The following is a 23,225-nucleotide window of genomic DNA, read 5'->3' as shown; positions in this document are numbered from 1 at the left end:
ACATGACACCCACGCGACACCCACCGTCCAGATGGGACGATCAACAAGGAACGCCCGACCGCGTTTCCGCAGGCCAGGCGTTCTTTGATCTTGTGCGCCCGAAGGGACTCGAACCCCTAACCTTCTGATCCGTAGTCAGATGCTCTATCCATTGAGCTACGGGCGCTCGGTGCTAAGCCAGTCTACACAACCGGTTTTGCGCGGAGACTCCGGGATTCGAACCCGGGAGGGGCTTTAAAACCCCAACCGCATTAGCAGTGCGGCGCCATAGACCAGACTAGGCGAAGTCTCCCCGGTGACCCTGCGGACCACCGCGGACGAGGATACAGGTCCGCCCCCACCCGGGGCAAAGCGACTATCCGGGCGGGGCTCGGTTCGCTGGTGAGGGCCCGGCCCAGGAGGCCACGCCGCGCGGGACCGCGCCGTATTCCACCGTGTGCGAGGTCACGTTCGCGACTACGCTCCATCGACATGCAGGAGCAGCCGCCGAGGGACCCGCCCCGCCGCCCCGCCAGTGACCGGGCGCGTCGTCGCTCCCCGGAGGCGACCTTCACCCCGCCGCCGGCCCCACCCCGCCAGCAGCAACCCTCCGACGACGAGGCGACGCCCCGGCCGAAGCGGACCCGTCCGGCGCAGGCGGCACCGGGCGTGTTGTTCCAACCACCCGCCGCCGAGCCGGCCACGCCTCGTCCGCCGGCAGCGACCCGATCGCGCGGAGCGGTTGACGACACCACGCCGGTGGGTGGGCCGACCGCCGCGACGGACGGCGCGCCGGCAGGCTCTGCCCAGCCCGAGACGGATGCTGCGCCGACCTCGGCACGCGGTTCCGTCCCCGCGAAGGCGATCCCCGCGAAGGCGATCCCCGCGAAGGCGATCCCCGCGAAGGCGATCCCCGCGAAGGCGATCCCCGCGAAGGCGATCCCCGCGAAGGTGACCCCGCGTCGGGCCCCCCGCAGTCGGGCGACGGGGGAGGCTGCCGGCAGCGCTCCGCCGGCCGCCGCCTCATCAGAGGGGCAGGCGCTGACCGGCGCACAGGCTCGGCCAGCCCGGACCCCCACCGAACCCGTCGAGGGTGCCGACACCGGCACGGACAGCGCCTCGGCGGGGACGAGCACGCCGCCACGAAAGCGGACCACCCGAAAGGCCACCGTAAAGGACGAAACAGGGCAGATTTCCCGCAATGCCACACCGCGCAAACGGGCGACCCCGCCCCAGAACACCACCTCGGAGAACACCGCCAGACCGACCACGCCGACCGTGCCGACCGAACAGACCGCGCCGACCGAACAGACCGCGATCCGGGGCAATGCGGTCGCTGCGGCGACGACGCCGAGCAGGACTGTGCCCTCCGCACCGACCCTCACCACCGAACCGGCCGCCACCGACCCGACCACCACCGCAGAACCCGCCCGGGCCGCGGCGACGGGCATGGGCGTCGCGGTGTCGGGTCGTACCGGGGGAGGGGAGCTGGCGATGCTCTGTACCCGGCTGCTGGCCCACCCGGGGTTCGCACCGGAACTGCTGGCCCTGGCCGCCGTCGAGGGGATCGGGCCGCGCGCCCGGGAGTGGGCGCGTGGGCTGCGTGAGGCGTACCCGGGAGCCGGGTCGGACGGGCTGGCCCGGCTCGCTGCCCGGCGGTTCGTGCGGCTGGCCGGGGCGGGCGGGGCCGCGGCGGCGGTGGCGGGGCTGTTCGCGCCGGTGGCCGAGCTGGCGGCGGTGCTCTGGACGCAGTCGGCGCTGGTGCTGCATCTGGCGGCGGCGTACGGCCGGGATCCGGTCCACCCGGACCGGGCGGTGGAACTTCTGGTGCTGACCCGGGTGCACCCGGACGCGGACAGCGCGCGTACCGCGCTGGAGGCCGCGCGGGCGGCGGACGGACCGGCGGACGGGCCGTGGCCACGCGCGGCGGAGGCGGCCTCGCGGTTGGCGGCCCCGCTGGCCGCGCAGGCAGGTGGCTGGGTCGCGATACGCCTGGCGGCCCGGTTGCTGCCGGGGGCGGCGGTGCTGGCGACGGCGGCGGGCGACGCGGCGGCGACGCGACGGCTCGCCGCGCGGGCGGTGGCCGCCTACCGGCCGGGCCGGGCCGGCGGCAGTGGTCAGAGCCAGTCGAACCAGTCCCTCGGCAGCAGCGAGTAGCCGACGAAGGCGACCACGTCGAGCAGGGTGTGCGCGACGACCAGTGGCATCACCCGCCGGGTGCGCAGGTAGAACAGGCTGAACACGACGCCCATCACGGCGTTGCCGACGAACGCGCCGAAGCCCTGGTAGAGGTGGTAGGAGCCGCGGAGCAGGGCGCTGGTCGCGACGACCGCGCCGAGCCGCCACTGGAGCTGGCGCAGCCGGGTGACCAGGTAGCCGACCACGATCACCTCCTCCAGCACGGCGTTCTGCACGGCGGCGAGGATCAGCACCGGCACCGCCCACCACAGCGGCGGCAGGCCGGCGGGGACCAGGGTGGCGTTGACGCCGAGCTGCGCCGCCACCCAGAACAGGGCCAGGCCGGGCAGGCCGATCAGCGCGGCCAACCCGGCACCCCGGGCAAGATCGGACCCGGGCCGTCGCAGGTCCACGCCGAGGGTCCGCGCCGGGTCGCCGGGCTCCCGCGCCAGCAGGTGTACGGCGAGCAGCACCGGCAGCAACGCGAAGACGATGCCGAGCAGCTGGTACGTCAGGTCGAGCCAAGGTCGGGCGGACTGCGAGGTGTTGAGCGAGGCGGTCTGCTTCGACAACGGCCCGTCGGCGGTCAGCTTGGCGGTCAGCGACACCACGGCGTAGACGGCCGACTGCCCGAGTGACAGGCCGAGCACCAGCAGGGTCTCGGTGCCGAGGACCCGCCGGGACATCGGGCGGGTGTGCTGCTCAACGGTCACCGCACCACTCTGCCCGACGGGGCGCGCCGGTGGCACCGGCCAATGGACTGGTATGGGCCGGTCGCACTGACTGTGCGACCGGTGACCACGGTCCGTGGACATTCTATCCGGGCCCCATCCGCCGTCAGGAGGAGGACCGCCCCCCGTGGACAACTTCGCTCGGCTGCTGAAGGAGAGTTGGACCCTGGTCGAGGAGGACCGGGACCGGTTGAGCGGTCGCTTCTACGCCCGGCTGTTCCTGCTCGACCCCGAGCTGCGCAAGCTCTTCCCGGTGGAGATGACCGGCCAGGGTGACCGGATTCTGGACGCCATCGTCACCGCCACCCAGGTGATGGACGACCCGGAAAGCTTCACCGAGTACCTGCGCTCCCTGGGTCGGGACCACCGCAAATACCACGTCGACGCGGCGCACTACGCGACGATGGGGGTGGCGCTGCTGGACGCGCTGCGCAGCACCGCCAGCGGCGGCTGGAACCTGGAGTACGACCAGGCGTGGCGGGACGCGTACGCGGCGATCACGGCGACGATGCTGGCCGGGGCGGAGTTGGACGAGAATCCGCCGTACTGGCATGCGGAGGTGCTCACCCACGAGCGGCTCGGTGCGGACACCGCCGTGTTGACCGTCCGCGCCCTCCAGCACCCGCTGGTCTGGAAGGCCGGGCAGTACGTCAGCGTCGAGGTGCCCCGGCACCTGCCCCGGGTGTGGCGGACGTACTCGGTGGCGAACGCCCCGAACGACGACAACGTGCTGGAGTTCCACGTCCGTACGCCGGTCGGCGCGGGTTGGGTCTCCGGCGCGCTGGTCCGCCGGACCAAGCCGGGTGACCTGCTCCGGGTGGCCGCGCCGATGGGTTCGATGACGGTGGACCGCGAATCCGAGCGGGACATCCTCTGTGTGGCCGGTGGGGTCGGCCTGGCCCCGGTGAAGGCGATGGTGGAGGAGCTGGCCGGCTGGAACCGGGCACGCTGGGTGCACGTCTTCTACGGTGCCCGGCACGCCGACGAGCTGTACGGCCTGGCGGGCCTGGAGGAGCTGGTCTCCGCCCACCCCTGGCTGTCGGTGACCCCGTCGTGCAGCGACGACCCGGACTTCGACGGTGAGCGGGGGGACGTTCCCGACGTGGTCGCCCGTTACGGGCCGTGGACGACGCACGACTGTTACGTCTCCGGCTCCGCCCCGATGGTCCGGGCGACGCTGCGGGCGCTGGCCGAGGACGAGGTGCCGCCGCAGCACATCCGGTACGACACCTTCGGCAACCTGTAGAGCTTTACTCCCCCCGAGACCGGGTCGCGTGCCTCCGCCCCCTGGGGCACGCGACCCGGTCGCCCGTCCGCGCCTGTCCGGTCATGTCTGTGCCTGCCCGGTCACGTCCGTGCCTGCCGGTCGCCGTCGACCGGGCCGCCCGGGTGCCGACGACGGGTCGGCCCGTCGGGCTCAGACGTTGCTGTCGCGATATTCCTCGACGGGGACCAACGGCACGCCGGGTGCCATCCGGTCGGTCCAGGCCCGGCCATCGAGGTGGTCGATCTCGTGGGCGACCAACCGGGCCATCCCGTACGCGAACGAGGTGATCATCCGTCCGCCGTCCCAGCGGGCGTGTTCCACCTCGATGCGCAGCGGGCGGGGGACCAGCCCACGGTGGTCGGCGGCGGCGAGGCAGCCTTCGTACTGCTCGACGGTCTCCGGGCTCTCGCCGACCACGCGGGGGTTGACCAGGACGACCGGCGGGGCGGCCCGGTCGGCGGGACGGATCACCGCCACCGCGACGTCCAGGCCGAGCTGAGGTGCGGCGAGGCCCATTCCGGCGCTGAACGGGTGCAGTTCGTCGGCCTGCGTCAGCAGGTCGGTGAGCCGGCCGACCACCTCACGGGCGGCGGTGGCCTCCCGGGGCAGGTCGAAGGGGCGGGCCGGGCGGCCGGGCGGGGTCGCGTCGGGGGCCGGTACGCCGAGGGCGCGCAGTTGCTCGGCGGGGCGGGTCGGCACCCGCGAGGTCGTCTCCGTGGGCTCCTGGCGGAACCGCCACTGGAGGCGGAACCGGGTGTTGAGCGGCGGGTCTTCGGTGGACCAGTCGAAGACCGCCCGGTCGCCGCGGTCGTGTCGGCGTACCGGGGTGCGCAGTGGCCCCTCGTCGGCGGAGAGCGAGGTCTCCACACCCCAGACCCGGGGGTCGAGGGATGCCGGGAGGTCCAGCCGCACGGCCAGGTGCCGGGTGGGCAGGCGGACGGCCCGTTGGAACCAGGGTCCCCACTTGACCCGGCCGACCCGGTAGGCGTACTCGACCTCGGCGCGTTGGCCGGGGTGCAGCGGGAACGGCCCGTCGGCGTTCTCGAACAGCAGCCAGATCTCCTTGTAGGCGTCCCGGTCGTGGCGGACCCGCCAGTGCATCGGTTCGCGGGCCCCGCCGTCGTGGTGGACGGCCCGGAAGCGCAGCTCGGCGAAGGTGAGCGGGTGTTCCCGGTGGTGCCGGTTGGAGCGCCCCGGGTCGTCGGGCCACCTGTCGACGGCGACCCGGACGAGGTATCGGGTGACCGGTTCGGTGCCGGCGTTGTGCAGCCGGCGACGGACCACGCACCGGTACGTGCCGTCGACCAGGGTGAGGCTGGCGGTCTCCCGTTCGACGACGAGCCCGGTGCCCGGGGGGAGCCACCGCCCGGGGGGTGCGGGTTCGCGCTGACCGGGGGCGGTGCGGGCCTGACGGAGCTGGTCGTACTCGCGGAACCGTTGCCAGATGAGACCGCCGGCGTCGAGGACGGCCTCGGCACGGCGGGCGAAGTCCTCGGTGGGCCGGTGTCGACGCCCCTCGACGTGGCTCACGTACGACGGGTCGAAGCCCATCATGGTGGCGAGCTGTTTCTTGGTCAGCCCTCGCCCCGCCCGGTGCCGGGCGAGATCCGCCGCGAACGCGTCGGCGGCCCGCTCCAGAGGGGAGGTCGTCATCAGCTTCCTCACGCAGCCGGGATGACAAGTCTTCATGTTCTTGTCGGCGGCCCATAGCGAACTGGCACGTTGCCGACATATGCCTTGACATCGCCTCGTGTTTTCTCCGCGTTCCGCCGGGTAGGAGCCGAACGTGGCCGATCAGCACCCGGTCGGGCCGAACCTGGCCGACCGGGCTCTCGGCACCCGCCCGGACCGGCGGGACGGACGCGTGATCCCGGCCTCCCGATCGGCCTCCGGGAGAGGCTTCCCTCCGACCCCCGGGCATGGTTAGGCTAGCCTTAGCTTCACGGGCGACCCCTCCGGCACCGGAGTGGCCGAGGAGACCGCCGCCGTCCGCGGCGGCCGAGCGGGGGACGGGAGGGCGGTCCGGATGACGGCGGTGATGCCGGGTCAGGATCTCGCCGGTCGGCTCGCCCCGGTGACCGCGACCCTGCGCGCCATGTTCGGCACCGATGCGCTGCCCGGCCTCGCGCCCGGCCTGGTGGTGGCGGACGAGGCCGGCTGGAGCCCCGCGACCACGCTCGTCGACGGCACCCGGATGCCCGACTTCCTGGGTGCCGCCGCCCGCCGCTGGGGTGGCACCCCGCACGCGTGCGCCGCGCTGGCCTGGAAGTCCTACAGCTACTGGACGGCGCTGCCGGTGGTGCTCGGTTGGGCCTCGGCCCGCCGGGTGCCGCTGCTCGACCCGGCCGACGTGCTGATCCACTTCGAGGACCACAGGCAACTGCTCACCATCGGCCTGCGCCACTCGACCGAGGTCGCGGTGCTGCCCGGTGACCCGCTGGCCCTCACCGGTCAGCCCGGCGTCCGGGTGGTCGCCGACGAGGCGGAGCTGCTCGGCGTACTGCGGGCCTCGCTGCTCGACGCCCACCTCGTCCCGATGATCGCCGCCATCCAGGCGGAGGTGCGGGTGGGTGCCCGTACCCTGCTCGGCTCGGTGGCCTCCGGCGTCGCGCACGGCATCCTGCGCGCGGCGGACGCCCTGCCGGGTTCGTCGGTGCGCACCGTCGACACCCTGCTCGACACCCTCGGCGTGGCGGACCTGGTCGAGTTGGTGCCCGGCCGCAACGGCGAGCCGACCGTGCAACGGCGTACCTGCTGCCTGGCCTTCACCCTGCCCAGCCCGAAGGTCTGCCAGGGCTGCTGCGTTCGCTCGGTCTGACCTCCCCCCCGGGTGCCGGCCCGGGTCAACCGGTGAGCGGCCGGACGTCCCAGAGCCACACCCCGCCGGTCCAGGTGGGGGTGATGCCGGTCACCGCGGTCATCGCCCGGCGCAGCGCGTCGGCGTACCGGTGCGGGCCGAGGACCACCACGCCGGCCCGCCAGTAACGCAGGTCGGTCACGGCGGCCCGCCGGTCCGCCGCGGTGACCGGCGGGATCGTTCCGGTCCGGGCGATTCCGCCGAAGAGGTTGCTGGTCCGCCGGTATGGCGCGGTGAACAGGGCGGCCCCGGGCTCGGGTGACCAGGGGCGGGTGTCCGGGGCGAGGAAATAACCCCGGGCCAGCGGCATCTCCAGCCGGGTCCGGGCCGACCAGCGCAGCGGGTCGGCGTAGGTGTTGTCGGGCAGCGGCAGGGTCACCACGCTGCGACCCCCCGCCACGTAGGGACGCCAGCCGCCGGAGGTGACGAACTCCGGCACCGGGTCCAGACGGGTCGCCGGCAGCGGGGTCGGCAACAGCGGCAGCAGGGCCATCAGCAGGACGGTCGTGGTGACGAACCGGATCTGCCGGCGGGCCGCCGGGTGTCGACGGGCGAGGTCCCGGGCCCGTTGGGTGCCGAGCGCCAGCAGCACCCCGACGATCGGGGTGATCGCCAGCGACCAGCGGGTGGGCACCACGGAGTGCAACAGGGGCAGCTTCTCCAGCAGCGCCCAGGGGCCGGGAACGCCGGTGTTGCGCCCGTTGAGCTGCACCTCCCGCCCCAGCGACAGGACGGCGAAGAGCAGCCCCAGCACGGCCAGGCCGACCACCAGGGCGCTGCGCCGCAACCACCAGACCAGGGCGACCGTGAGGACGGCCAGCGGCCAGCCGAAGAAGGCGTTCTCCTCGGTGGGGTTGCGGGCCAGCGGATCGGCGGACCGGGCGTCGCCGGCCAGCGACTCCCGCGACCAGCCCACGAACGCGCCCAGGTCGGTGCGGTAGCCCCGGATCAGCCGGGACAGCCCGTGGTAGGAGCCCGGCCCGAAGAGCTGCACGTACAGCGGGTAGGCGAGCAGCACGGCGGAGAGGAGCGCGGCCACGCCGAGCCCGGCGAGGAACGGCCGGGTCGAGGTGCGCAGCTGCGGTCGGCCGACGACGAGGGCAGCGATCACCACGGCCAGCCCGATCGCGGTCATCAGCAGGATCTCCAGGTTGAGGAACGCCTGCCAGACGATCAACAGGCCGAGCAGGAGTCCGTTGCGCAGCCACCGGCCGGGCTCGACCAACCGCAGGGTGCGCCAGATGAGGAGCGGGACGACGAACTGGGAGACGATGTTCGGGTGGGCGTTGGCGTGCGACACCATCGCCGGGGCGTACGCGCAGAACGCCGCGCCGAGCCAGGCCGGCCCCCGGGAGCGGGTGACCACCCGGGACAGGAAGAAATACCAGGCGGTGCCGGTGGCCGCCATTCCCAGGGTGAGGAAAAGGAGAAAAGACCAGTGCGGCCCGAAGAGCAGGGTGACCGGGGTCATCGGTATCGAAATGGATAGTACCGAGGTATTCGCCATCAGATTCACGCCGTCGGGCACGTTCATCCGGTCCGAACCGAATGGATAACTCCATTCCGTGAGTACCCGTGCGCCGTGCGCCATCATCCACTCGAACTGCGCCTGGTCCGAGCGGTTGTCCCGCACTCCGGCTCCTGGGTCGCGCCAGAACCGGGCGGTCACCCAGAATGCCAGCAGGAGATAGCTGCCCACGGCGAGCGCGTCCCACCGCCACCCCGCCGCCGTCGGCCCGGCCGCCACCGACCGCGCTGCCCGCACCGAAGCGTCCGCCGACGGCGACGAGCCTGCCGGTGGCGGCGGGAACGCCCGTCGCCACCTCCGCCGGACGACACGCCGAGCGGACGTCGACCCGGCGTCGCCGGGGGATCGACCGGCCCCGGGGCCCGATTCGGGAGTAGTCATGACAATTCACAGCGTAGTTGGCCTATGGCGGGCACGTGACATGTTTCGGGTACTGCCGTACTATGTGCCGGGTTCGCCGACCGCCGATCGCGTGCCCTCCCCCGACCACATTTCAGCCCCCACGGTGCCCCGTTTCCTCCGCCCCTCCTGCGGATGATTCACTCTGTCGGTCCAGGCGCGGATCAGTCATATATCGTGAGGAATCGACGCATGGCAGAAATCACTGGGGATCAGCGCGTCCAGTCGGAGGTCCTGGAGGGCCTGGCCACCGCGGTCAACCACCGCAGGTGGTTCGTCGAACTGGCGGTGCCCCACCTCGGTGACGACCCCATCGAGATCGGCAGCGGCCTGGGCGACTACGCCCTGGAGTGGGCGCGGCACGTTCCCCGGTTCACCGCCACCGAGGCCGACCCGGACCGGCTGATCCTGCTCAAGGAGCGGCTGGTCGACGAGCCGACCATCGAGGTGCGCGAGATGCTGCTGCCGCACCCGGGCGGCGGCGACTACAGCGCGGCCGTCTCGTACAACGTCCTGGAGCACATCGAGGACCACGTGGGTGCGCTGCGCAGCATGCGCGACCTGGTCCGGCCCGGCGGTGCGGTGATCATCATCGTGCCGGCGTTCCAGTTCGCGATGGGCCCCGCCGACATCGCCACCGGCCACGTGCGCCGCTACACCAAGAAGACCCTCGGCGACGCGATGACCTCGGCCGGGCTGCACGTCGAGACGATGCACTACGCCAACGCCCTCGGCCTGATCGGCTACTTCATGGCCACCAAGGTCTTCCGCCTGATGCCGAAGGAGGGCCCGATGGTCAAGGTCTACGACACCCTCGTCCTGCCCGCCACCAAGGCCGCCGAGCAGCTCGTCCGGCCCCCGTTCGGCCAGTCCGTCTTCGCCGTCGCCCGGGTGCCTGCCTGACCGTCGCGCCCGCCGGTCCCGCAGCATGTGCGGGACCGGCGGGACACCGTTCACTCCTTGATCTGGTACGTGGGCCGGATGACCGCCCGTGCCAGGGTGTGGAAGGCCAGGTTGAAGCCGACGTACGCGGGGCTGGCACCCGGCCCGACGTCGAGCCGCTCGACGTCGACCGCGTGCACGGCGAAGACGTACCGGTGCGGACGGTCGCCCGGCGGCGGTGCCGCGCCACCGTAGCCGGTGTCGCCGTAGTCGTTGCGGACGCTGAACGCCCCACCCAGGTCGGCCTCCTGCACGCCGGTCGGCAGGCTGGTCGTCGAGGCGGGCACGTCGACAAGCACCCAGTGCCAGAAACCGCTGCCGGTCGGGGCGTCCGGGTCGAAGCAGGTCACCACGAAGCTCTTCGTCCCGGCGGGGAAGCCCGACCAGGCCAGGTGCGGGGAGACGTTCTCGCCACCGGTGCTGCCGTGCGCGTACCGGGCGTCCATCGGCTCGCCGTTGTGCACGTCGTCACTGGTCAGGTCGAACGACGACACGGTCGGCAGCAACTCGTACGGGTCCGGGGCGATCGGTCGTTCCAGGGTCATCGGGAAGGTTCCTTCCGGTGTGGCGCGTTTTCCTCTGCTCTTCTTACCCCGCCTGCCCTTCTTACCCCGCCGGGCGCGACGATCGAACCGGAGGCACCGCGCACCGTCGGGCCGCCAGAATGAGGGGGCGCGGCCGACCGGCCGGGCCGAGGACCGGGAGGGCGCATGCGGGACACCGAACGTGAGGCGGACCTGTTGGACGCGGAGCGCCGCCTCCAGGCCGCCCAGCGGGCCGGCGACGTGGCCGCGCTCGACGCCCTGCTCGACGACCGCCTGGTCGCCGTCGGGCCGGACGGTCGTACCTTCAGCAAGGCCGACGACCTGGCCGCCCACAGCAGTGGCAGCTCGGTGCTCGACGAGCTGGTGGAGGAGGAGCTGGAACTGATCGTCGCCGGGACGACCGGGGTGACGTTCTTCCGCGGCCGGGTGCGCGGCACCTTCGAGGGCGAGGCGTTCGCCGCGCGACTGCGCTACACCCGGACCTGGACCTACGACGACGAGCACGGCTGGCGCATCCTCGCGGCCCACCTCAGCCCCGCCCCCTGACCGTTGAACGGGTCAGACGACTTCCGCTGGTCAGGTGTCGATCCGGGCGGCGGCCGGGCCCCAGCCGACGGACGAGGGCGGCGCACACCCGGGGATGGGCGCTGGTCGTGCCGGGCGCGGGGCGTGGGTGCCTGTTGCTGGCGTTGTAGTTTCGCCGGTTGCACGAAGATCGATCGTCGGACGACCGCATCGCCCTTGGCGTCCAGTTGGTAGACGTCGAGCCAGCACCACCCGTCGTAGGTGATCCAGTCGAGCACCCGGATGACCCGGCAGAAGATCGGCTTGCTGAACTGCACGCTGGCGGCGCGGGTGACGTACACCAGGTCGCCGGCCTTCGGCAGCGGCGCGTTCATCGATGAACCCAGACCTGACGTAGTCTGCGCCATGTCCTGATCCGGGCACGGGCGGCCTCGACCATCGGGCAGAAGCCGCCTTCGGTGCACCTCCCGCACCGGCTGTGGCGGTGGTGGTCCAGGCAGTCCCACGCCGACTGGATCAGCAGCGGCGCTCCGCCGCGCGCACCTACCGCGCCCCGTCGAGCAGCCGCCACCCGGCAGGGGCAGTCATCACGGGCAGTGCGCGGGGGCAGCGCGGCCATGACATCCCGTGGGGGTTGCGGTTCACCAACGGCAAAACGCACCCTGATCGGCGTCCGCCCGGGTTTAGGGTGCGCTTCTGCTGCTTTGGAGGCGGAGGGTGTGGGATTCGAACCCACGAAGACATCGCTGCCTTACCGGTTTTCAAGACCAGCGCCATCGGCCACTAGGCGAACCCTCCCGGACCGCCACCCAGAGGTGCACGGCTGTACCTAGTCTGCCACGAACGGCTGCCGGGCGAGCCGTCCCACCGCCCCCTAATCACGCTTCCTGTGCCAGAGTCGGCTCGCTCATCCATGGCACGACCAGCATCGCCTCACCCGGACGGTCCACTGTGGCCGAATTTCCGACCGTCGTGGGCGAGCGATGGTCCGCCCCCGGCGACGGGTGGCGGATCTTGCCGCCCGGATGTGGCCTGGTTGGCAGTTGTCGTCGGACGGGGTGGTCCGGGGGTCGGATCGGGTAAGACTGGGCCATGCACGCGATCACGATCCCGGAACCCGGTGGACCCGACGCGCTCGTCTGGGCCGAGGTGCCCGATCCCGAGCCCGGCGCGGGTGAGGTGGTCGTCGAGGTGGCCGCCAGCGCGGTCAACCGGGCCGACCTGCTCCAGCGGCAGGGGCACTACCCGCCGCCGCCGGGCGCGCCCGCGTACCCCGGGCTGGAATGTTCGGGGGTGGTCGGCGCGGTCGGTGCGGGGGTGACCGGGTGGGCGGTGGGTCAGCCGGTGTGCGCGCTGCTGGCCGGCGGCGGGTACGCCGAGCGGGTGGTCGTGCCGGCCGGGCAGTTGCTGCCGGTGCCGGCCGGGGTCGACCCGGTCGACGCCGCCGCGCTGCCCGAGGTGGCCTGTACGGTCTGGTCGAATCTGGTGCGGGTGGCCCACCTCGGCAGGGGCGAGACGCTGCTGGTGCACGGCGGTGGCAGTGGGATCGGCACGTTCGCTGTGCAGTTCGGCGCGGCGCTGGGCGCGACAGTGGTGGTGACCGCCCGGTCGACCAAGCACGACCGGCTGCGTGAGCTGGGGGCCGCGCACACCATCGACTACCGCGGGCAGGATTTCGTCGAGGAGGTCCGGCGGGTCACCGACGGGCGGGGTGCGGGCGTGGTCCTCGACATCATGGGCGCGTCCTACCTGGCCCGGAACGTGGCGGCGCTTGCCGACGGCGGGCGGCTGGTGGTGATCGGCATGCAGGGCGGGCGCATGGCCGAGCTGGATCTGGGCGCGCTGCTGGCGAAGCGGGCCTCGGTGACGGCCACCGCGCTGCGCTCCCGTCCGCTTGCCGACAAGGCGGACATCGTCCGGGGCGTACGGGAGCAGGTGTGGCCGCTTGTGGAGTCGGGTGCCATCCGGCCGATCGTGGACCGGCGGCTGCCGATGCGCGACGCGGCGCAGGCGCACCGGTTGGTCGAGTCCAGCGACCACGTGGGCAAGGTGCTGCTCACCACCGCGTGACGGCCCCCGCCGGCACGCTCAGGAAGGCGAAACAGGGCCGTCCCGGCGGGGGAGGACCAGGCGGGCGCCGGGGCCCTCGTCGGCCAGAGAGTCGCCCGGGTTGTAGAGGGTGCAGCGCTGCAACGACAGGCAGCCGCAGCCGATGCAGCCGTCCAGGTCGTCGCGGAGCTTGCCGAGCAGCTTTATCCGCTCGTCCAACCGTTCCCGCCAGGTGCGGGAGAGGGCGGCCCAGTCGTCCGGGCTGGGCGCGCGCGACGAGGGCAGCGAGTCCAGCGCGGTACGGATCTCCTCCAGCGAGATGCCGACCTGCTGGGAGATCCGGATGAACGCCACCCGGCGCAGCTCGGTGCGCGCGTACCGGCGTTGGTTGCCGCCGGTGCGTTCGGCGCGGATCAGGCCGAGCCGCTCGTAGTAGCGCAGCGCCGACTGGGCCACCCCGCTGCGGGCGGAGAGCTGTCCGATGGTGAGTGACTCGTGCATCACTGTCCTTGAGCTGAAGTTAACTTCAAGTTGCAAGCTAGCGGCATGCCCACATCGACCACAACCCGCCAGCCGGGCCGGGTCCTCCCCGCGCCGGTCGTCGCGCCGCTGGAGCGCCTCCGCGCCGGCCGCAGCTACGACGCCAACGTCTACTCCACCATCGACGTGCACTGGGTGCTCTACGACCGCGTCCTGCGGGTCACCCCGGCCACCGTCGACCACCCCGACCGGGACCGCTTCCTGCTCTCCAAGGGGCACGCGGTGTCGGGCTACTACGCCGTACTCGCCGCCAAGGGGTTCGTTCCCGTGGACTGGCTCGACGACGAGGGCGGGCCGGACAGCCGGCTCGGCGGCCACCCCGACCGCACCCTGGTCCCCGGCGTCGAGATCGGCTCCGGCTCCCTCGGCCACGGCCTCGGGCTTGGCGTCGGCACCGCGCTCGGCCTGCGCGCCCAGGGCCGTGCCACCCCCCGGGTGTACGTCCTGCTCGGCGACGCCGAACTCGACGAGGGCTCCAACCACGAGGCGATCGCCTACGCCGGGGCCACCGGGCTGGCCGGGCTCACCGCGATCGTGGTCGACAACTCGTCGGCCAGTCACGGCTGGCCGGGTGGGCCGGCCAGCCGGTTCACCGTCAACGGCTGGACCGCCAGCGTCGTCGACGGGCACGACCACGACGCCCTGCACACGGCCCTCACCGGCCACGACGGCCACCGTCCACACGTGGTCGTCGCCGTCGACGGCCCTACCCCGGGGAGCGGGAAATGATCATGCGGGACGCCTTCGTCGCCAGCGCCACCGGGTTCCTCGACGACCCCCGGACCACGATCGTGCTGGCCGACATCTCCGCCGACGCCTTCACCGAGGCGGGCCGGCGGTATCCGGACCGGGTCGTCAACGTGGGCATCCGGGAACAGTTGATGATCGGGGTGGCCGGTGGGCTCGCCCTCACCGGGCAACGCCCGATCGTGCACAGCTACGCCCCGTTCCTCGTCGAGCGGGCGTACGAGCAGATCAAGCTGGACCTCGACCACCAGGGGGTCGGCGCGGTGCTGGTCAGCATCGGCGCCTCCTACGACCGGGCGGAATCCGGCCGGACCCATCTGGCCCCGGCCGACGTGGCCCTGATCGACACCCTGGACGGCTGGACCGTGCACGTGCCCGGTCACCCCGACGAGGTGCCCGACCTGCTGCGGGACGCGGTCTGCGGGCAGCACTCGACCTACCTGCGGCTGTCCCTGCGCAGCAACGCGCGGGCGTACCCGCAGGCGGGTGGGTTGCACGTGGTGCGCGACGCCGGGCCGGGCGCGGCGCTGCTGGTGGCGGTCGGTCCGGTGCTCGACGACGCGCTCGCGGCGGTGGCCGACCTGCCGGTGACTGTGGCCTACACCCACCGGCCCCGGCCGTTCGACGTGGCCGGGCTGCGGACGCTGGCCGGCAGCGAGGTGATCATGGTCGAGCCCTACCTGGCCGGCACCTCCACCCGGGTGGTGACCGAGGCGCTCGCCGACCGGCCGCACCGGCTGCTCAGCCTCGGTGTGGGCCGCGCGGAGCTGCGGCGCTACGGCACCGCCGAGGACCACGACCGCTGGCACGGCCTCGACCCGGCCGGACTGCGCCGCGCGATCGGCGACTTCCTGACCTCGGGCGACCGGACGCAGGGTGCCCCGTCGCGGTGACCGGGCCGACGGCGGCGGCCGGACCCGCCAACCCGGGCGGGGTCGCCAACCCGGGCGGGGCCGTCGCCGGGCTCAGCGGGGTGCGCGGGCGGGGCGGCGGCGGGTGCGCTCCCGGCCGAGGATCCAGATCGCCTCGACGCCGTCCTTCCAGGTGATCTTCTTGCCCTCCTCGCGCCCGCGCGCCCGGTAGCTGATCGGCACCTCGTACGGGCGGATCCGCTGACGCAGCAGCTTGCCGGTCACCTCGGCCTCCATCCCGAAGCCCCGGGAGCGGATGCCCAGCGACCGGTAGAGCTCGACCGGCATCAGCTTGAAGCAGGTCTCCAGGTCGCCGATGTAGGAGTTGAACAGCACGTTCGCCGCCATCGTGACGCCCTTGTTGCCCATCACGTACCAGAAGCTGTAGGCGCTGTGGCTGCCGAAGGTGCGGTTGCCGTAGACCACGGTGGCCCGCCCGTCGAGCACCGGGGCGAGCAGCCGGGGGATGTCCTGCGGGTCGTACTCCAGGTCGGCGTCGAGGATGACCATGTACTCACCCTCGGCGCTGTCCACGGCCGTCTTGATGGCCGCGCCCTTGCCCGCGTTGCGGGGATGGGTGATCACCCGCAGCCGCGCGTCGTCCGCCCGGCCGAGGATCTCCCCGGTGCCGTCCCGGCTGCCGTCGTCCACCACGACCAGCTCGATCTCGCACGGGTAATCGACAGCCAATGCCTGCTTGAGGGCATCCGCGATGCGTTCTTCCTCGTTGTAGACCGGCATGAGGATCGAGAGCTTCACGGGAATCTCCACGGTGGCGACAGTGAGTCGGGCCCTAGCCTAGCCTGGCAGGTCAGCCGCGCGAGGGTCGCCACCGGACCGGCCGGCACCCGGTCATTCAGCCGGATGGTGTTTACTTCCGCCCATGTCGGCAGCCGGCTGGATGCTCGTGGCGGCCCCCGTCGCCGCGCTCGTGATGCTCACCGCCCTCCTGCGGCCCCGGGCCGCCGGGTCGGTCGCCCCGAACCGCCTCGGCGTGATCCGGGCCGCCCTGCTGACCGGCGTCTTCGCCGTGCTGACCGTGGAACTGCTCGGCGCGTTCGGCACGCTCACCCTGCCCGCCTTCGCCCTGGCCTGGCTGCTCTTCGTCACCGGGATCGCGGCGGCGGCCGGCCGGCGACGCGGCCGGGACGCCGTCCGGCAGGGGGCCGGGGTCGCCGAGGCCCGCCGGGCGGTGCTGGTCGGCGCGGCCGTGGGCAGCCCGGCAGCGGGCAGCCCGGCCGTGGGTAGCTCGGTCTCGGGCGGCTCGGTCGTGGGTGATGCCGCCGGGCCCGACGCGGCGCCCGGGGCGGAGCTGCCGGCCGCATCGGCGACACCACCGGTCACCGGCCGGGCCGGCGTCGCGGCGATGCTGACCGGCTGGGTCGACCGGCTCGCCGACCTCCGGCGTACGGCCACCCGGGGCGAGCGGCTGCTCGCCGGCACGGTGGTCGGGCTGGTGCTGGTCGAGCTGGTGGTGGCGCTGCTCGCCGAGCCGAACAACTTCGACTCGCAGACCTACCACCTGCCGAAGGTGGAGCACTGGGTGGCCCAGGGCAGCCTGGACTTCTGGCCCACCGCCATCCACCGGCAGGTGACCATCCCGCCCGGTGCCGAATACCTGCTGCTGCACCTGCGCCTGTTCACCGGCGGGGACGCTCTGCACAACCTGGTGCAGTGGGCCGCCGGGATCGGCTGCCTGCTGGCGGCCACCCGGATCACCGCCCAGCTCGGCGGCGGTCGGCGGGCCCAACTGCTCACCGCGTTCCTGCTCGCCACCACGCCGATGGTGGCCCTCCAGGCGACCAGCACCCAGACCGACCTGGTGGCCGCCGCCTGGACCGCCTGCGCCGCCACCCTGGCGCTGGACGGACTGCGTCGCCGGGCCGACCTCGCCGACGCGCTGGCACTGGGCGCGGCCACCGGCCTGACCGCGCTGACCAAGACCAGCGGGTTGCTCGCGGTCGGGCCGTTGCTGCTGCTCTGGGGCCTGGCCCAGCTCCGCCTCAGCGGGGCCCGGCAGGTGGCCCGGACGATGGGCGGTTCGCTGCTGGTGCTGCTGGTCGCGGTGACCGTGGTGGGGCCGTTCCTGGCCCGGGAGACCGCCGAGTTCGGCCACCCGTTGGGGCCGCCCCGGCTGCGCGAATCCATCCCGATGGAACGGCACGACCCGGCATCCGTCCTGGTCAACGCGCTGCGGATCGGGCACACCGCGTTCGACACCCCGCTCGGCCCGCTGCGCGCCGGCACCGCCGGGGTCATCGAGGCCGGCTCCCGGGCGGTCGGCGTGGACCCCCAGGACCGGGCCATCACCTTCGGCCGGGAGGTCTTCCCGGTGCCGTCCTGGTATCCCGACGAGGACCGGGTGGCCTTTCCGCTGGCCGGGTCGCTGGCGTTGCTCGGGGCGGTCTTCGCCCTGACCCGACCCCGGCGGCTCAGCCCCGGGCGGGCGGGGGCGCTGCGGGCGTACGCGGGTGTGGTGGTGTTCGCGGTGCTGCTGCACGCCGCGATGATCAAGTGGCAGCCGTGGGGGAACCGGCTGCTGCTCTACGCGCTGGTGCTGGCCGTACCGCTGGCCGGGCTCTGGGTGGACGCGGTGCTGCGCCGGCGGTCCGGTCCCGGCCGACGGTCGGTGGCCGCCGGGCTGGTGGTGACCGTGCTCGCCACCTCCGCGCTGGCCGGCGTGCTGGCCCTGTCGTACGGCTTCCCGCGCCGGCTGGTCGGCAGCGGCTCGGTCTTCACCACCGCCGAGTGGGACACCCGGTTCCTGCGCCGGCCGCAGTGGGCCGACGAGTTCCGCTGGGCCGCCTCGGCGGTCCGGGCCAGTGACGCCCGACGGATCGGCCTGGTGCAGCAGAACGACAACTGGGAGTACCCCTGGTGGTTGCTGCTGCGTGACGACGACGGCCGGTCGCCCGAGCTGGTGGCGTTGCAGTCGGTGCTGCCGGACCGGCCGCCGGCAGCCCCCACCTCGGTCGACGCGATCGTCTGCACCGGCCCCCGGACGGAGTGCGCCCGGCTGGTCCCGGCGGGCTGGACGATCCAGTACCGCGACCACGTCGGCTACGCGCTGCCCCCGACCCGCTGACCGACGACCCCGACCGCCGGCAGCGCAGGCCGGGCCGACCGCAGCGGCGATCGGCTGACCTCAGCGCTCACCGCCGGCCGGCACACGTCGGGGCCGGCGCGGTGGTCCACGCCGGCCCCGACCGTCCCCCACGGGTCACTGCTGCTTGACGGGCACCACGATCAGCCGGGCCACGCTGGCGTCGCCGTCGCGGGCCCCGGCCACGTGGACCTTGGTGCCCACCTTGACGTCGGCGGCCTTGATGGTGGTGCGCCGCTCGACCACCCGGAGCTGGTCGCCCAGCTTCCAGGTCAGCGAGAAGCCGTCGGTGGACTTCACGGTCACCGAGCCGCCGTCGATCGCGGTCACCGCGCCGCGCTGCACGACGACGGTCTTCGTGCCGCCGTCCTTCGTCTGCACCACCGCCTCACCGTGCAGGCCGTTGCGGCCCAGCAGCACCCGGGCCTGTCGGCGCTGACGCAGCTCCTGCGCCCGCTCCCCACGCTTGCCCTTCGCCCCGGCCGACGGGGACGGGGAGGTCGACTCCCCGGCTGCCGGGGCGGGCGCGGCGAGCAGGTCCAACTCGGTCGGGTCGACGCCCAGTGCGACCAGCGCCTGCCCCTCGACCCCCAGCGCGGCGGCCACGTCGATCGCGGCGGCCTTCGTGCTGTCCTGCGCGACCTGGGCCGATCCGCAGCCGGCGACGCCGAGTGCGAGCGCCGCGAGCAGCGACGTGGCGGCGACGGCGATTCCCCGATGTGCCATGACTCTCCCTCTCGTCCGTGGTGCCACAAGCGTCGCGCAGCGGGATGGGCGCGGGGTCAGGCCGACGTTCGGGTCAGGTAAGGACCAGCGGGGAGCCGGACGGTGAACGCGGCCCCGCCCTCGGCGGCGTGCCCGGCGACGATCTGGCCGCCGAGCCGGCGTACCAGCCCGGCGGCCAGCGCCAGCCCCAACCCGCTGCCCACCTTGCGTACCCCCTGGTACCGCTGGTGCAGCGCGCCACGCTCGAAGGCCACCGTCAGGTCGTCGTCGGTGAGGCCGGGTCCGCCGTCGCGGACCTCGACCAGCCCACCGGCGGCCGGCCCGGCACCGGCCGCCCGGACCGCGAGCACCACCGGCGCCCCCGGCGGTACGACCCGCAGCGCGTTCTCCAACAGCCCGTCCAGCACCTGCCGGATCCGTCCCGGATCGGTGTACGCCGGCACCGCCGTGCCCGGCGTCTCCAGCCGGAACGGCACCCCGACGGCCGCGCACCGCTCCGCCCAGGTCCGCTCGGCGTCGACGGCCAACCGGGTGAGGTCCACCGGCACCGGTTCCAGCGGGAAGTCCACCGCCTCCAGGCGGGCCAACGCCAACAGGTCGGCGACCAGCCGGTCCAGGTGCTGCGCCTCGGTGAGCATGGTCCGGCCGGTGGCGGAGACCTGGTCCGCGTCGATCACCCCGTCGGCGAGCGCCTCTGCCCAACCCCGGATCGCTGTCAACGGGGTACGCAACTCGTGCGAGACGGAGAGCAGGAACTCCCGCTGTCGACCCTCGCTGGTGGCCAACGCGGCGGCCAACCCGTTCAACGCGTACGCCAGGTCGGCGACCTCGTCGGGGGGTTCGACGGGCACCCGGACCGCCCGGTCACCGGCGCGCAGCCGGGCGGCGGCGGTGGCGGCGTGCCGGATCGGCCGGGCCAACCGGCGGGCGAGCAGCAGCCCGGCGGCCACCCCGGCGGCGAGCCCCGCCAACAGCGGCAGCCAGAGGGCGCGCAGCACCTGCCGCCACGGTCCCTGTGGGGTGGCCCGGGTCAGCACCACCCCGTCCCCGCCGGGCAGCGCCCGCCCCTCGACCAGGGTCCGCTGGCCGTTGACGAACCGTCGACCGGAGACGTCCCGGCCGGCGGAGATCCGGTTCACCACCTGCCGGGGCAGGCCGGTGCGGTCGGCCAGCCCGCCCTGGACGACGTACACCTCGATCTGTTGTTCCTGGAGCTGGCGGATCAGCCGGTCGCCTGCCGCGTCGCGCTGGCGGCTGGGGCGTACCCGGAGCACGTCGGCGGCGAGGCGGGCCTGGGCGGCCAGCGCGGCCTGGTCGCGGCGCTCCACCCCGCGTACCGCCAGGGGGACCGCGACCAGCGCGGTGACCAGCACCGAAACCAGCGCCACCGCGCAGGTGACCAGGACCGCGCGGGCGGTCAGCGTGTGGGTGAACCGGCGGCGCGGCCGACGGCGTCGCGGCCGGGCGGCGGGGTCAGCCATCGGCGGCGTATCCGACGCCCCGGTGCGTGCGGATCACGCTGGCCGGGCCGAGCTTGGCCCGGACCTGGGCGACGTGCACGTCCACGGTACGGGTGCCGCCGTGTGCCGCGTATCCCCAGACGCCGGCCAGCAGCTCCTCCCGGGTGAAGACCCGGCCGGGGCGGGCCATCAGGTGGGCGAGCAGGTCGAACTCGGTGGAGGTGAGCTGCACGGGGACGCCGGCCGAGAGCACCGTGCGGCGGCCCGGGTCGAGGATGACCGGGCCGACCGTGCGCGGTCGGTCCACACCGTCCGGTGCGCCGGCGGTGCGCCGCAGCACCGCCCGGACCCGGGCGACCAGCTCCCGGGGGCTGAACGGCTTGGTGACGTAGTCGTCCGCGCCCAGTTCCAGGCCGACGATCCGGTCGACCTCGTCGTCGCGGGCGGTGAGGAAGATGACCGGGGTCCAGTCGCCGGCCTCGCGTAGCCGGCGGCAGATCTCGGTGCCGGCCAGACCGGGCAGGGTGATGTCGAGTACGCAGGCCACCGGTCGCAGCCGGCGGGCGGCGGCCAACCCGGCCGTGCCGTCCCGTTCCAGGTGTACGCCGAACCCGTCCCGGCTGAGATAGAGCCGGACCAGGTCGGCGATGGCCGGCTCGTCCTCCACCACGAGGACGAGCCCGCGCTGCGGGGCGGCGTCGACGGTCACCGGCCCATGATGACCGACCCGGGGTCGGGCGGGACGTGCGACGGTGTTCGGGTCAGGTAAGGATGCGGTCAGCGGACCGGCAGTGGGTGCGGCGCGACGGCCGGGGCGTCACCGATGGTGGCGACGACCCGCTCCTCGGGCTTGCGTAGCCGGGTCCGGAACGCGTGGTGCAGCAGCGTGTCGAGCTGCCACACCTGCTTCGGGTGCTGGGTACGGATGACGAACCGCTCGCGCACCCCGTCGATCGCGGTGGCGGCCAGCTCCACCGCCTGCGCCCGGGCGTCGGGGCTCCAGGTGACGTTGCTCAGCTCACGCAGCTCGGTGTTCAGGTGCAGACGCAACCGGTGCAGCACCCGGGTCTGCTGGGTGACCACCAACCGGCGGTGGGTGAGCAGGAGAAGGTACTCCCCGCCGACCGGCCGGTCGGGGCGGGCGCACCGGGCGACCAGGACGGTGGCGTCACCCGACCCGACACACTGCCGGAAGACCGGCATGTGTCGGCTCACCGTCTGGACCGCCAGCCCGGTCTCGGCGGCGGCCGGGAGGAAGGTGCGCGAGAAGACGTCCATACTCGGCCAACGAGCCGTAACCAGGGGTGACATGGGTCACTGTCGACTTTTGGATATTCCACCCGCCCGGGTCGCACCGGAGGTGCGTCCTCCCGCCCGACCCCGCGGTGATCGCCTCCCGACCCGCCGGTGATCGACACCTGAACCGCCGATGATCGCCGCCTTACCCGGCGATGATCGGTGTCTGCCCCGGCGCTCGGTCAGACGGGCATGGGCGCGAACAGCTCACCGAGCCAGCCGGGCACGGCGCTGGCGTAGCCGGTGCGGCTCGGGTCGGTGGTGTCCAGGGCCCGCCGCCAGGACAGCGCCCGGCCCACCGTGGCCACCCGCACGGCCAGGCCGGCGATCTCCCGCAGGGCGGCCCGGTCGTGCCGGTCGGTCCACGGCTCCAGATAGGCGTCGCGCAGCCGGAGCAGCACCGGATCACCCTCGGCCAACGAGTACGTGTGGGCCACCGAGCGCAGGGTCACCAGCAGGGTGCCGAACGGGTGGGCGACGGAGGCGTCCCCCCAGTCGAAGAAGCGGTATCCGTCGCCGGTGGCGAACACGTTCCCGTCGTGCAGGTCGTCGTGCTGCACGGTGGCCGGGATGCCACTGTCGGCGAGTCGCCGGCAGTCCTCGGCGAAGCGCGGCAGGTAGGCCCGTAACCGGTCGTGGGTAGCCACGTCCATCCGCTCGTCGCCGCCGTCACCCTCGGTGTGCTGCCCGCCCTCGGTGTGCTGCCCGCCCTCGGGGTGTTGCCCGCCCTCGGGGTGTTGCCCGCCCTCGGGGTGTTGCCCGCCCTCGGGGTGTTGCCCGCCCTCGGGGTGTTGCCCGCCCTCGGGGTGTTGCCCGCCCTCGGCGTGCGGTTCGTCCGCGGCGTGCGGCCTGTTCTCCGGGGCGAGAAGCAGGGCGGCCCGGTCGTCGAGCAGGTCGGCGAGGAGGCCCGGCATGACCGCCGGTCGCTGGTCTGGTACGCCGAGCGCGACGAGCTCGTCCGCCGTCGGGGCCACCGCCCGCTGGAGTGCGGCGTACGTCGCGAGCACGTCGGCCCAGCGACCGGAATCGGGTTCGGCCAGGTCACGCAGGGACGGGCCACCATCGGGCAGCAGCGACCAGCCCCGGCCGGAGTCCACGGCCACCGGCTCGAGCACCCGACCGGGAGCACGCCGGGCCAGCTCGACCAGGAGCGCCGCCTCGTACGCCGTACCGGGGTTGTTCGCCTTGAACCAGTACGGCCCGGTGTCGGTGGGCACCCGCCACACCAGCGACCAGGGGCGGATCCGGGGCTCGACCGGGCCGGTGACCCGGCGGCCGTGCCTGTCGAGCTGCCCGCTCACCCAGTCGAGCGCGTCGGACCGCCACTGCGGGTCGGTCCAGCTGGCGGCCACGGAGGTAATCGTCACGCAGCGCAGGGTAAGCCACCCACCCCCTCCCACACCCGCCATTTCCGCCCCCCGCGCCCGCCCCCCGCGCCCGCC

General features: G+C 73.5%; 20 protein-coding genes, 3 tRNA genes and 1 pseudogene. 9 read left to right on the top strand and 15 right to left on the bottom strand.

The features are described 5' to 3' along the window. Positions 1-93: 93 nt before the first annotated feature. Both OHQ87_RS23575 and OHQ87_RS23570 read right to left on the bottom strand, forming a co-directional pair. Positions 94-166: transfer RNA gene (locus OHQ87_RS23575), tRNA-Arg, on the bottom strand. 35 nt (positions 167-201) lie between these two features. Then, positions 202-292, bottom strand: a tRNA-Ser gene (locus OHQ87_RS23570). A gap of 965 nt (positions 293-1,257) precedes the next feature. Between OHQ87_RS23570 and OHQ87_RS23565 the strand changes: the two genes are divergently transcribed. Continuing rightward, the gene (locus OHQ87_RS23565; RefSeq protein WP_328341234.1) at positions 1,258-2,136 is read left to right on the top strand and encodes a hypothetical protein; all 879 of its coding nucleotides are present in this window, start codon (positions 1,258-1,260) and stop codon (positions 2,134-2,136) included. Here OHQ87_RS23565 and OHQ87_RS23560 read toward each other — a convergent pair. After that, positions 2,097-2,843 (bottom strand): CPBP family intramembrane glutamic endopeptidase, encoded by a 747-nt coding sequence (locus tag OHQ87_RS23560; RefSeq protein WP_442930853.1) that lies wholly within the window; start codon positions 2,841-2,843, stop codon positions 2,097-2,099. The genes OHQ87_RS23565 and OHQ87_RS23560 overlap by 40 nt on opposite strands. A 172-nt stretch (positions 2,844-3,015) precedes the next feature. Between OHQ87_RS23560 and OHQ87_RS23555 the strand changes: the two genes are divergently transcribed. Continuing rightward, entirely contained in the window at positions 3,016-4,134 is a 1,119-nt protein-coding gene (locus tag OHQ87_RS23555; protein WP_328341230.1) for a globin domain-containing protein, read from the top strand. 171 nt (positions 4,135-4,305) lie between these two features. Here OHQ87_RS23555 and OHQ87_RS23550 read toward each other — a convergent pair whose 3' ends face one another. Next, positions 4,306-5,808, bottom strand: coding sequence for a peptide deformylase (locus OHQ87_RS23550; RefSeq protein WP_328341228.1), 1,503 nt, complete (start codon positions 5,806-5,808; stop codon positions 4,306-4,308). A 385-nt stretch (positions 5,809-6,193) separates the two neighbouring features. Between OHQ87_RS23550 and OHQ87_RS23545 the strand changes: the two genes are divergently transcribed. After that, positions 6,194-6,973, top strand: coding sequence for a hypothetical protein (locus OHQ87_RS23545; RefSeq protein WP_328348966.1), 780 nt, complete (start codon positions 6,194-6,196; stop codon positions 6,971-6,973). 25 nt (positions 6,974-6,998) lie between these two features. Here the strand turns inward: OHQ87_RS23545 and OHQ87_RS23540 are convergent, their stop codons facing one another. Further along, positions 6,999-8,777, bottom strand: coding sequence for a hypothetical protein (locus OHQ87_RS23540; protein ID WP_328341226.1), 1,779 nt, complete (start codon positions 8,775-8,777; stop codon positions 6,999-7,001). A 354-nt stretch (positions 8,778-9,131) separates the two neighbouring features. On the opposite strand from OHQ87_RS23540, the gene OHQ87_RS23535 reads away from it, so the two are divergent. Beyond that, positions 9,132-9,842 (top strand): class I SAM-dependent methyltransferase, encoded by a 711-nt coding sequence (locus OHQ87_RS23535; RefSeq protein ID WP_328341224.1) that lies wholly within the window; start codon positions 9,132-9,134, stop codon positions 9,840-9,842. 50 nt (positions 9,843-9,892) lie between these two features. Here the strand turns inward: OHQ87_RS23535 and OHQ87_RS23530 are convergent, their stop codons facing one another. Continuing rightward, positions 9,893-10,426: a YbhB/YbcL family Raf kinase inhibitor-like protein gene (locus tag OHQ87_RS23530; protein WP_328341222.1), complete on the bottom strand. Its 534-nt coding sequence runs from the start codon at positions 10,424-10,426 to the stop codon at positions 9,893-9,895. 165 nt (positions 10,427-10,591) lie between these two features. On the opposite strand from OHQ87_RS23530, the gene OHQ87_RS23525 reads away from it, so the two are divergent. After that, positions 10,592-10,972 (top strand): nuclear transport factor 2 family protein, encoded by a 381-nt coding sequence (locus tag OHQ87_RS23525; protein WP_328341220.1) that lies wholly within the window; start codon positions 10,592-10,594, stop codon positions 10,970-10,972. 125 nt (positions 10,973-11,097) lie between these two features. On the opposite strand, the pseudogene OHQ87_RS23520 reads toward OHQ87_RS23525, so the two are convergent. Together OHQ87_RS23520 and OHQ87_RS23515 are read right to left on the bottom strand one after the other, a co-directional pair. Beyond that, a pseudogene (locus tag OHQ87_RS23520) lies at positions 11,098-11,325 on the bottom strand (hypothetical protein); the annotation flags it as partial. A 337-nt stretch (positions 11,326-11,662) separates the two neighbouring features. After that, positions 11,663-11,749: transfer RNA gene (locus OHQ87_RS23515), tRNA-Ser, on the bottom strand. 294 nt (positions 11,750-12,043) lie between these two features. On the opposite strand from OHQ87_RS23515, the gene OHQ87_RS23510 reads away from it, so the two are divergent. Then, positions 12,044-13,021: an NAD(P)H-quinone oxidoreductase gene (locus OHQ87_RS23510; protein WP_328341219.1), complete on the top strand. Its 978-nt coding sequence runs from the start codon at positions 12,044-12,046 to the stop codon at positions 13,019-13,021. An 18-nt stretch (positions 13,022-13,039) separates the two neighbouring features. Here the strand turns inward: OHQ87_RS23510 and soxR are convergent, their stop codons facing one another. Further along, positions 13,040-13,501 carry a redox-sensitive transcriptional activator SoxR gene (soxR, locus tag OHQ87_RS23505; protein WP_328341218.1) on the bottom strand — a complete coding sequence of 154 codons (462 nt, stop codon included), beginning with the start codon at positions 13,499-13,501 and terminating at the stop codon, positions 13,040-13,042. 45 nt (positions 13,502-13,546) lie between these two features. Between soxR and OHQ87_RS23500 the strand changes: the two genes are divergently transcribed. Next, positions 13,547-14,269, top strand: a complete 723-nt coding sequence (locus tag OHQ87_RS23500) for a transketolase (RefSeq protein ID WP_328341216.1) — start codon at positions 13,547-13,549, stop codon at positions 14,267-14,269. A 2-nt stretch (positions 14,270-14,271) separates the two neighbouring features. Beyond that, on the top strand, positions 14,272-15,180 hold the full coding sequence (locus OHQ87_RS23495; protein WP_328348965.1) for a transketolase family protein: 909 nt from the start codon (positions 14,272-14,274) through the stop codon (positions 15,178-15,180). Between the two features lie 72 nt (positions 15,181-15,252). Here the strand turns inward: OHQ87_RS23495 and OHQ87_RS23490 are convergent, their stop codons facing one another. Then, a complete protein-coding gene (locus OHQ87_RS23490) occupies positions 15,253-15,957 on the bottom strand; it encodes a glycosyltransferase family 2 protein (RefSeq protein ID WP_328341214.1) in 705 nt (234 codons plus the stop codon). A gap of 124 nt (positions 15,958-16,081) precedes the next feature. Here OHQ87_RS23490 and OHQ87_RS23485 point away from each other — a divergent pair, with 124 nt between their 5' ends. Next, positions 16,082-18,283, top strand: coding sequence for a phospholipid carrier-dependent glycosyltransferase (locus OHQ87_RS23485; protein ID WP_328341212.1), 2,202 nt, complete (start codon positions 16,082-16,084; stop codon positions 18,281-18,283). Positions 18,284-18,418: 135 nt separating this feature from the next. Here the strand turns inward: OHQ87_RS23485 and OHQ87_RS23480 are convergent, their stop codons facing one another. The 5 genes from OHQ87_RS23480 to OHQ87_RS23460 form a co-directional block, all read right to left on the bottom strand. Continuing rightward, on the bottom strand, positions 18,419-19,027 hold the full coding sequence (locus tag OHQ87_RS23480) for a hypothetical protein (RefSeq protein ID WP_328341210.1): 609 nt from the start codon (positions 19,025-19,027) through the stop codon (positions 18,419-18,421). 56 nt (positions 19,028-19,083) lie between these two features. Next, a complete protein-coding gene (locus OHQ87_RS23475; protein WP_328341208.1) occupies positions 19,084-20,508 on the bottom strand; it encodes a sensor histidine kinase in 1,425 nt (474 codons plus the stop codon). Beyond that, the gene (locus OHQ87_RS23470; protein WP_328341206.1) at positions 20,501-21,196 is read right to left on the bottom strand and encodes a response regulator transcription factor; all 696 of its coding nucleotides are present in this window, start codon (positions 21,194-21,196) and stop codon (positions 20,501-20,503) included. Before OHQ87_RS23470 ends, OHQ87_RS23475 begins: the two co-directional genes overlap by 8 nt. Before the next feature lie 68 nt (positions 21,197-21,264). Then, entirely contained in the window at positions 21,265-21,765 is a 501-nt protein-coding gene (locus tag OHQ87_RS23465) for a hypothetical protein (RefSeq protein ID WP_328341204.1), read from the bottom strand. 200 nt (positions 21,766-21,965) lie between these two features. Continuing rightward, positions 21,966-23,150 carry a phosphotransferase gene (locus OHQ87_RS23460; RefSeq protein WP_328341202.1) on the bottom strand — a complete coding sequence of 395 codons (1,185 nt, stop codon included), beginning with the start codon at positions 23,148-23,150 and terminating at the stop codon, positions 21,966-21,968. Positions 23,151-23,225 lie beyond the last annotated feature (75 nt).

Source organism: Micromonospora sp. NBC_00421 (assembly GCF_036017915.1).
Lineage (GTDB): Bacteria > Actinomycetota > Actinomycetes > Mycobacteriales > Micromonosporaceae > Micromonospora.
Note: the sequence above shows the minus strand (reverse complement) of the source record. Positions and strands in the feature narration are given on the sequence as shown.

Excerpts from the sequence above, each read along its gene's own strand:
- OHQ87_RS23485 (WP_328341212.1), top strand. The coding sequence starts at position 16,082 with ATGTCGGCAGCCGGCTGGATGCTCGTGGCGGCCCCCGTCGCCGCGCTC.
- OHQ87_RS23560 (WP_442930853.1), bottom strand. The coding sequence starts at position 2,843 with ATGTCCCGGCGGGTCCTCGGCACCGAGACCCTGCTGGTGCTCGGCCTG.
- OHQ87_RS23535 (WP_328341224.1), top strand. The coding sequence starts at position 9,132 with ATGGCAGAAATCACTGGGGATCAGCGCGTCCAGTCGGAGGTCCTGGAG.
- OHQ87_RS23500 (WP_328341216.1), top strand. The coding sequence starts at position 13,547 with ATGCCCACATCGACCACAACCCGCCAGCCGGGCCGGGTCCTCCCCGCG.
- OHQ87_RS23510 (WP_328341219.1), top strand. The coding sequence starts at position 12,044 with ATGCACGCGATCACGATCCCGGAACCCGGTGGACCCGACGCGCTCGTC.
- OHQ87_RS23495 (WP_328348965.1), top strand. The coding sequence starts at position 14,272 with ATGCGGGACGCCTTCGTCGCCAGCGCCACCGGGTTCCTCGACGACCCC.
- OHQ87_RS23475 (WP_328341208.1), bottom strand. The coding sequence starts at position 20,508 with ATGGCTGACCCCGCCGCCCGGCCGCGACGCCGTCGGCCGCGCCGCCGG.
- soxR (WP_328341218.1), bottom strand. The coding sequence starts at position 13,501 with ATGCACGAGTCACTCACCATCGGACAGCTCTCCGCCCGCAGCGGGGTG.
- OHQ87_RS23550 (WP_328341228.1), bottom strand. The coding sequence starts at position 5,808 with ATGACGACCTCCCCTCTGGAGCGGGCCGCCGACGCGTTCGCGGCGGAT.
- OHQ87_RS23530 (WP_328341222.1), bottom strand. The coding sequence starts at position 10,426 with ATGACCCTGGAACGACCGATCGCCCCGGACCCGTACGAGTTGCTGCCG.
- OHQ87_RS23525 (WP_328341220.1), top strand. The coding sequence starts at position 10,592 with ATGCGGGACACCGAACGTGAGGCGGACCTGTTGGACGCGGAGCGCCGC.
- OHQ87_RS23545 (WP_328348966.1), top strand. The coding sequence starts at position 6,194 with ATGCCGGGTCAGGATCTCGCCGGTCGGCTCGCCCCGGTGACCGCGACC.
- OHQ87_RS23480 (WP_328341210.1), bottom strand. The coding sequence starts at position 19,027 with ATGGCACATCGGGGAATCGCCGTCGCCGCCACGTCGCTGCTCGCGGCG.
- OHQ87_RS23465 (WP_328341204.1), bottom strand. The coding sequence starts at position 21,765 with ATGGACGTCTTCTCGCGCACCTTCCTCCCGGCCGCCGCCGAGACCGGG.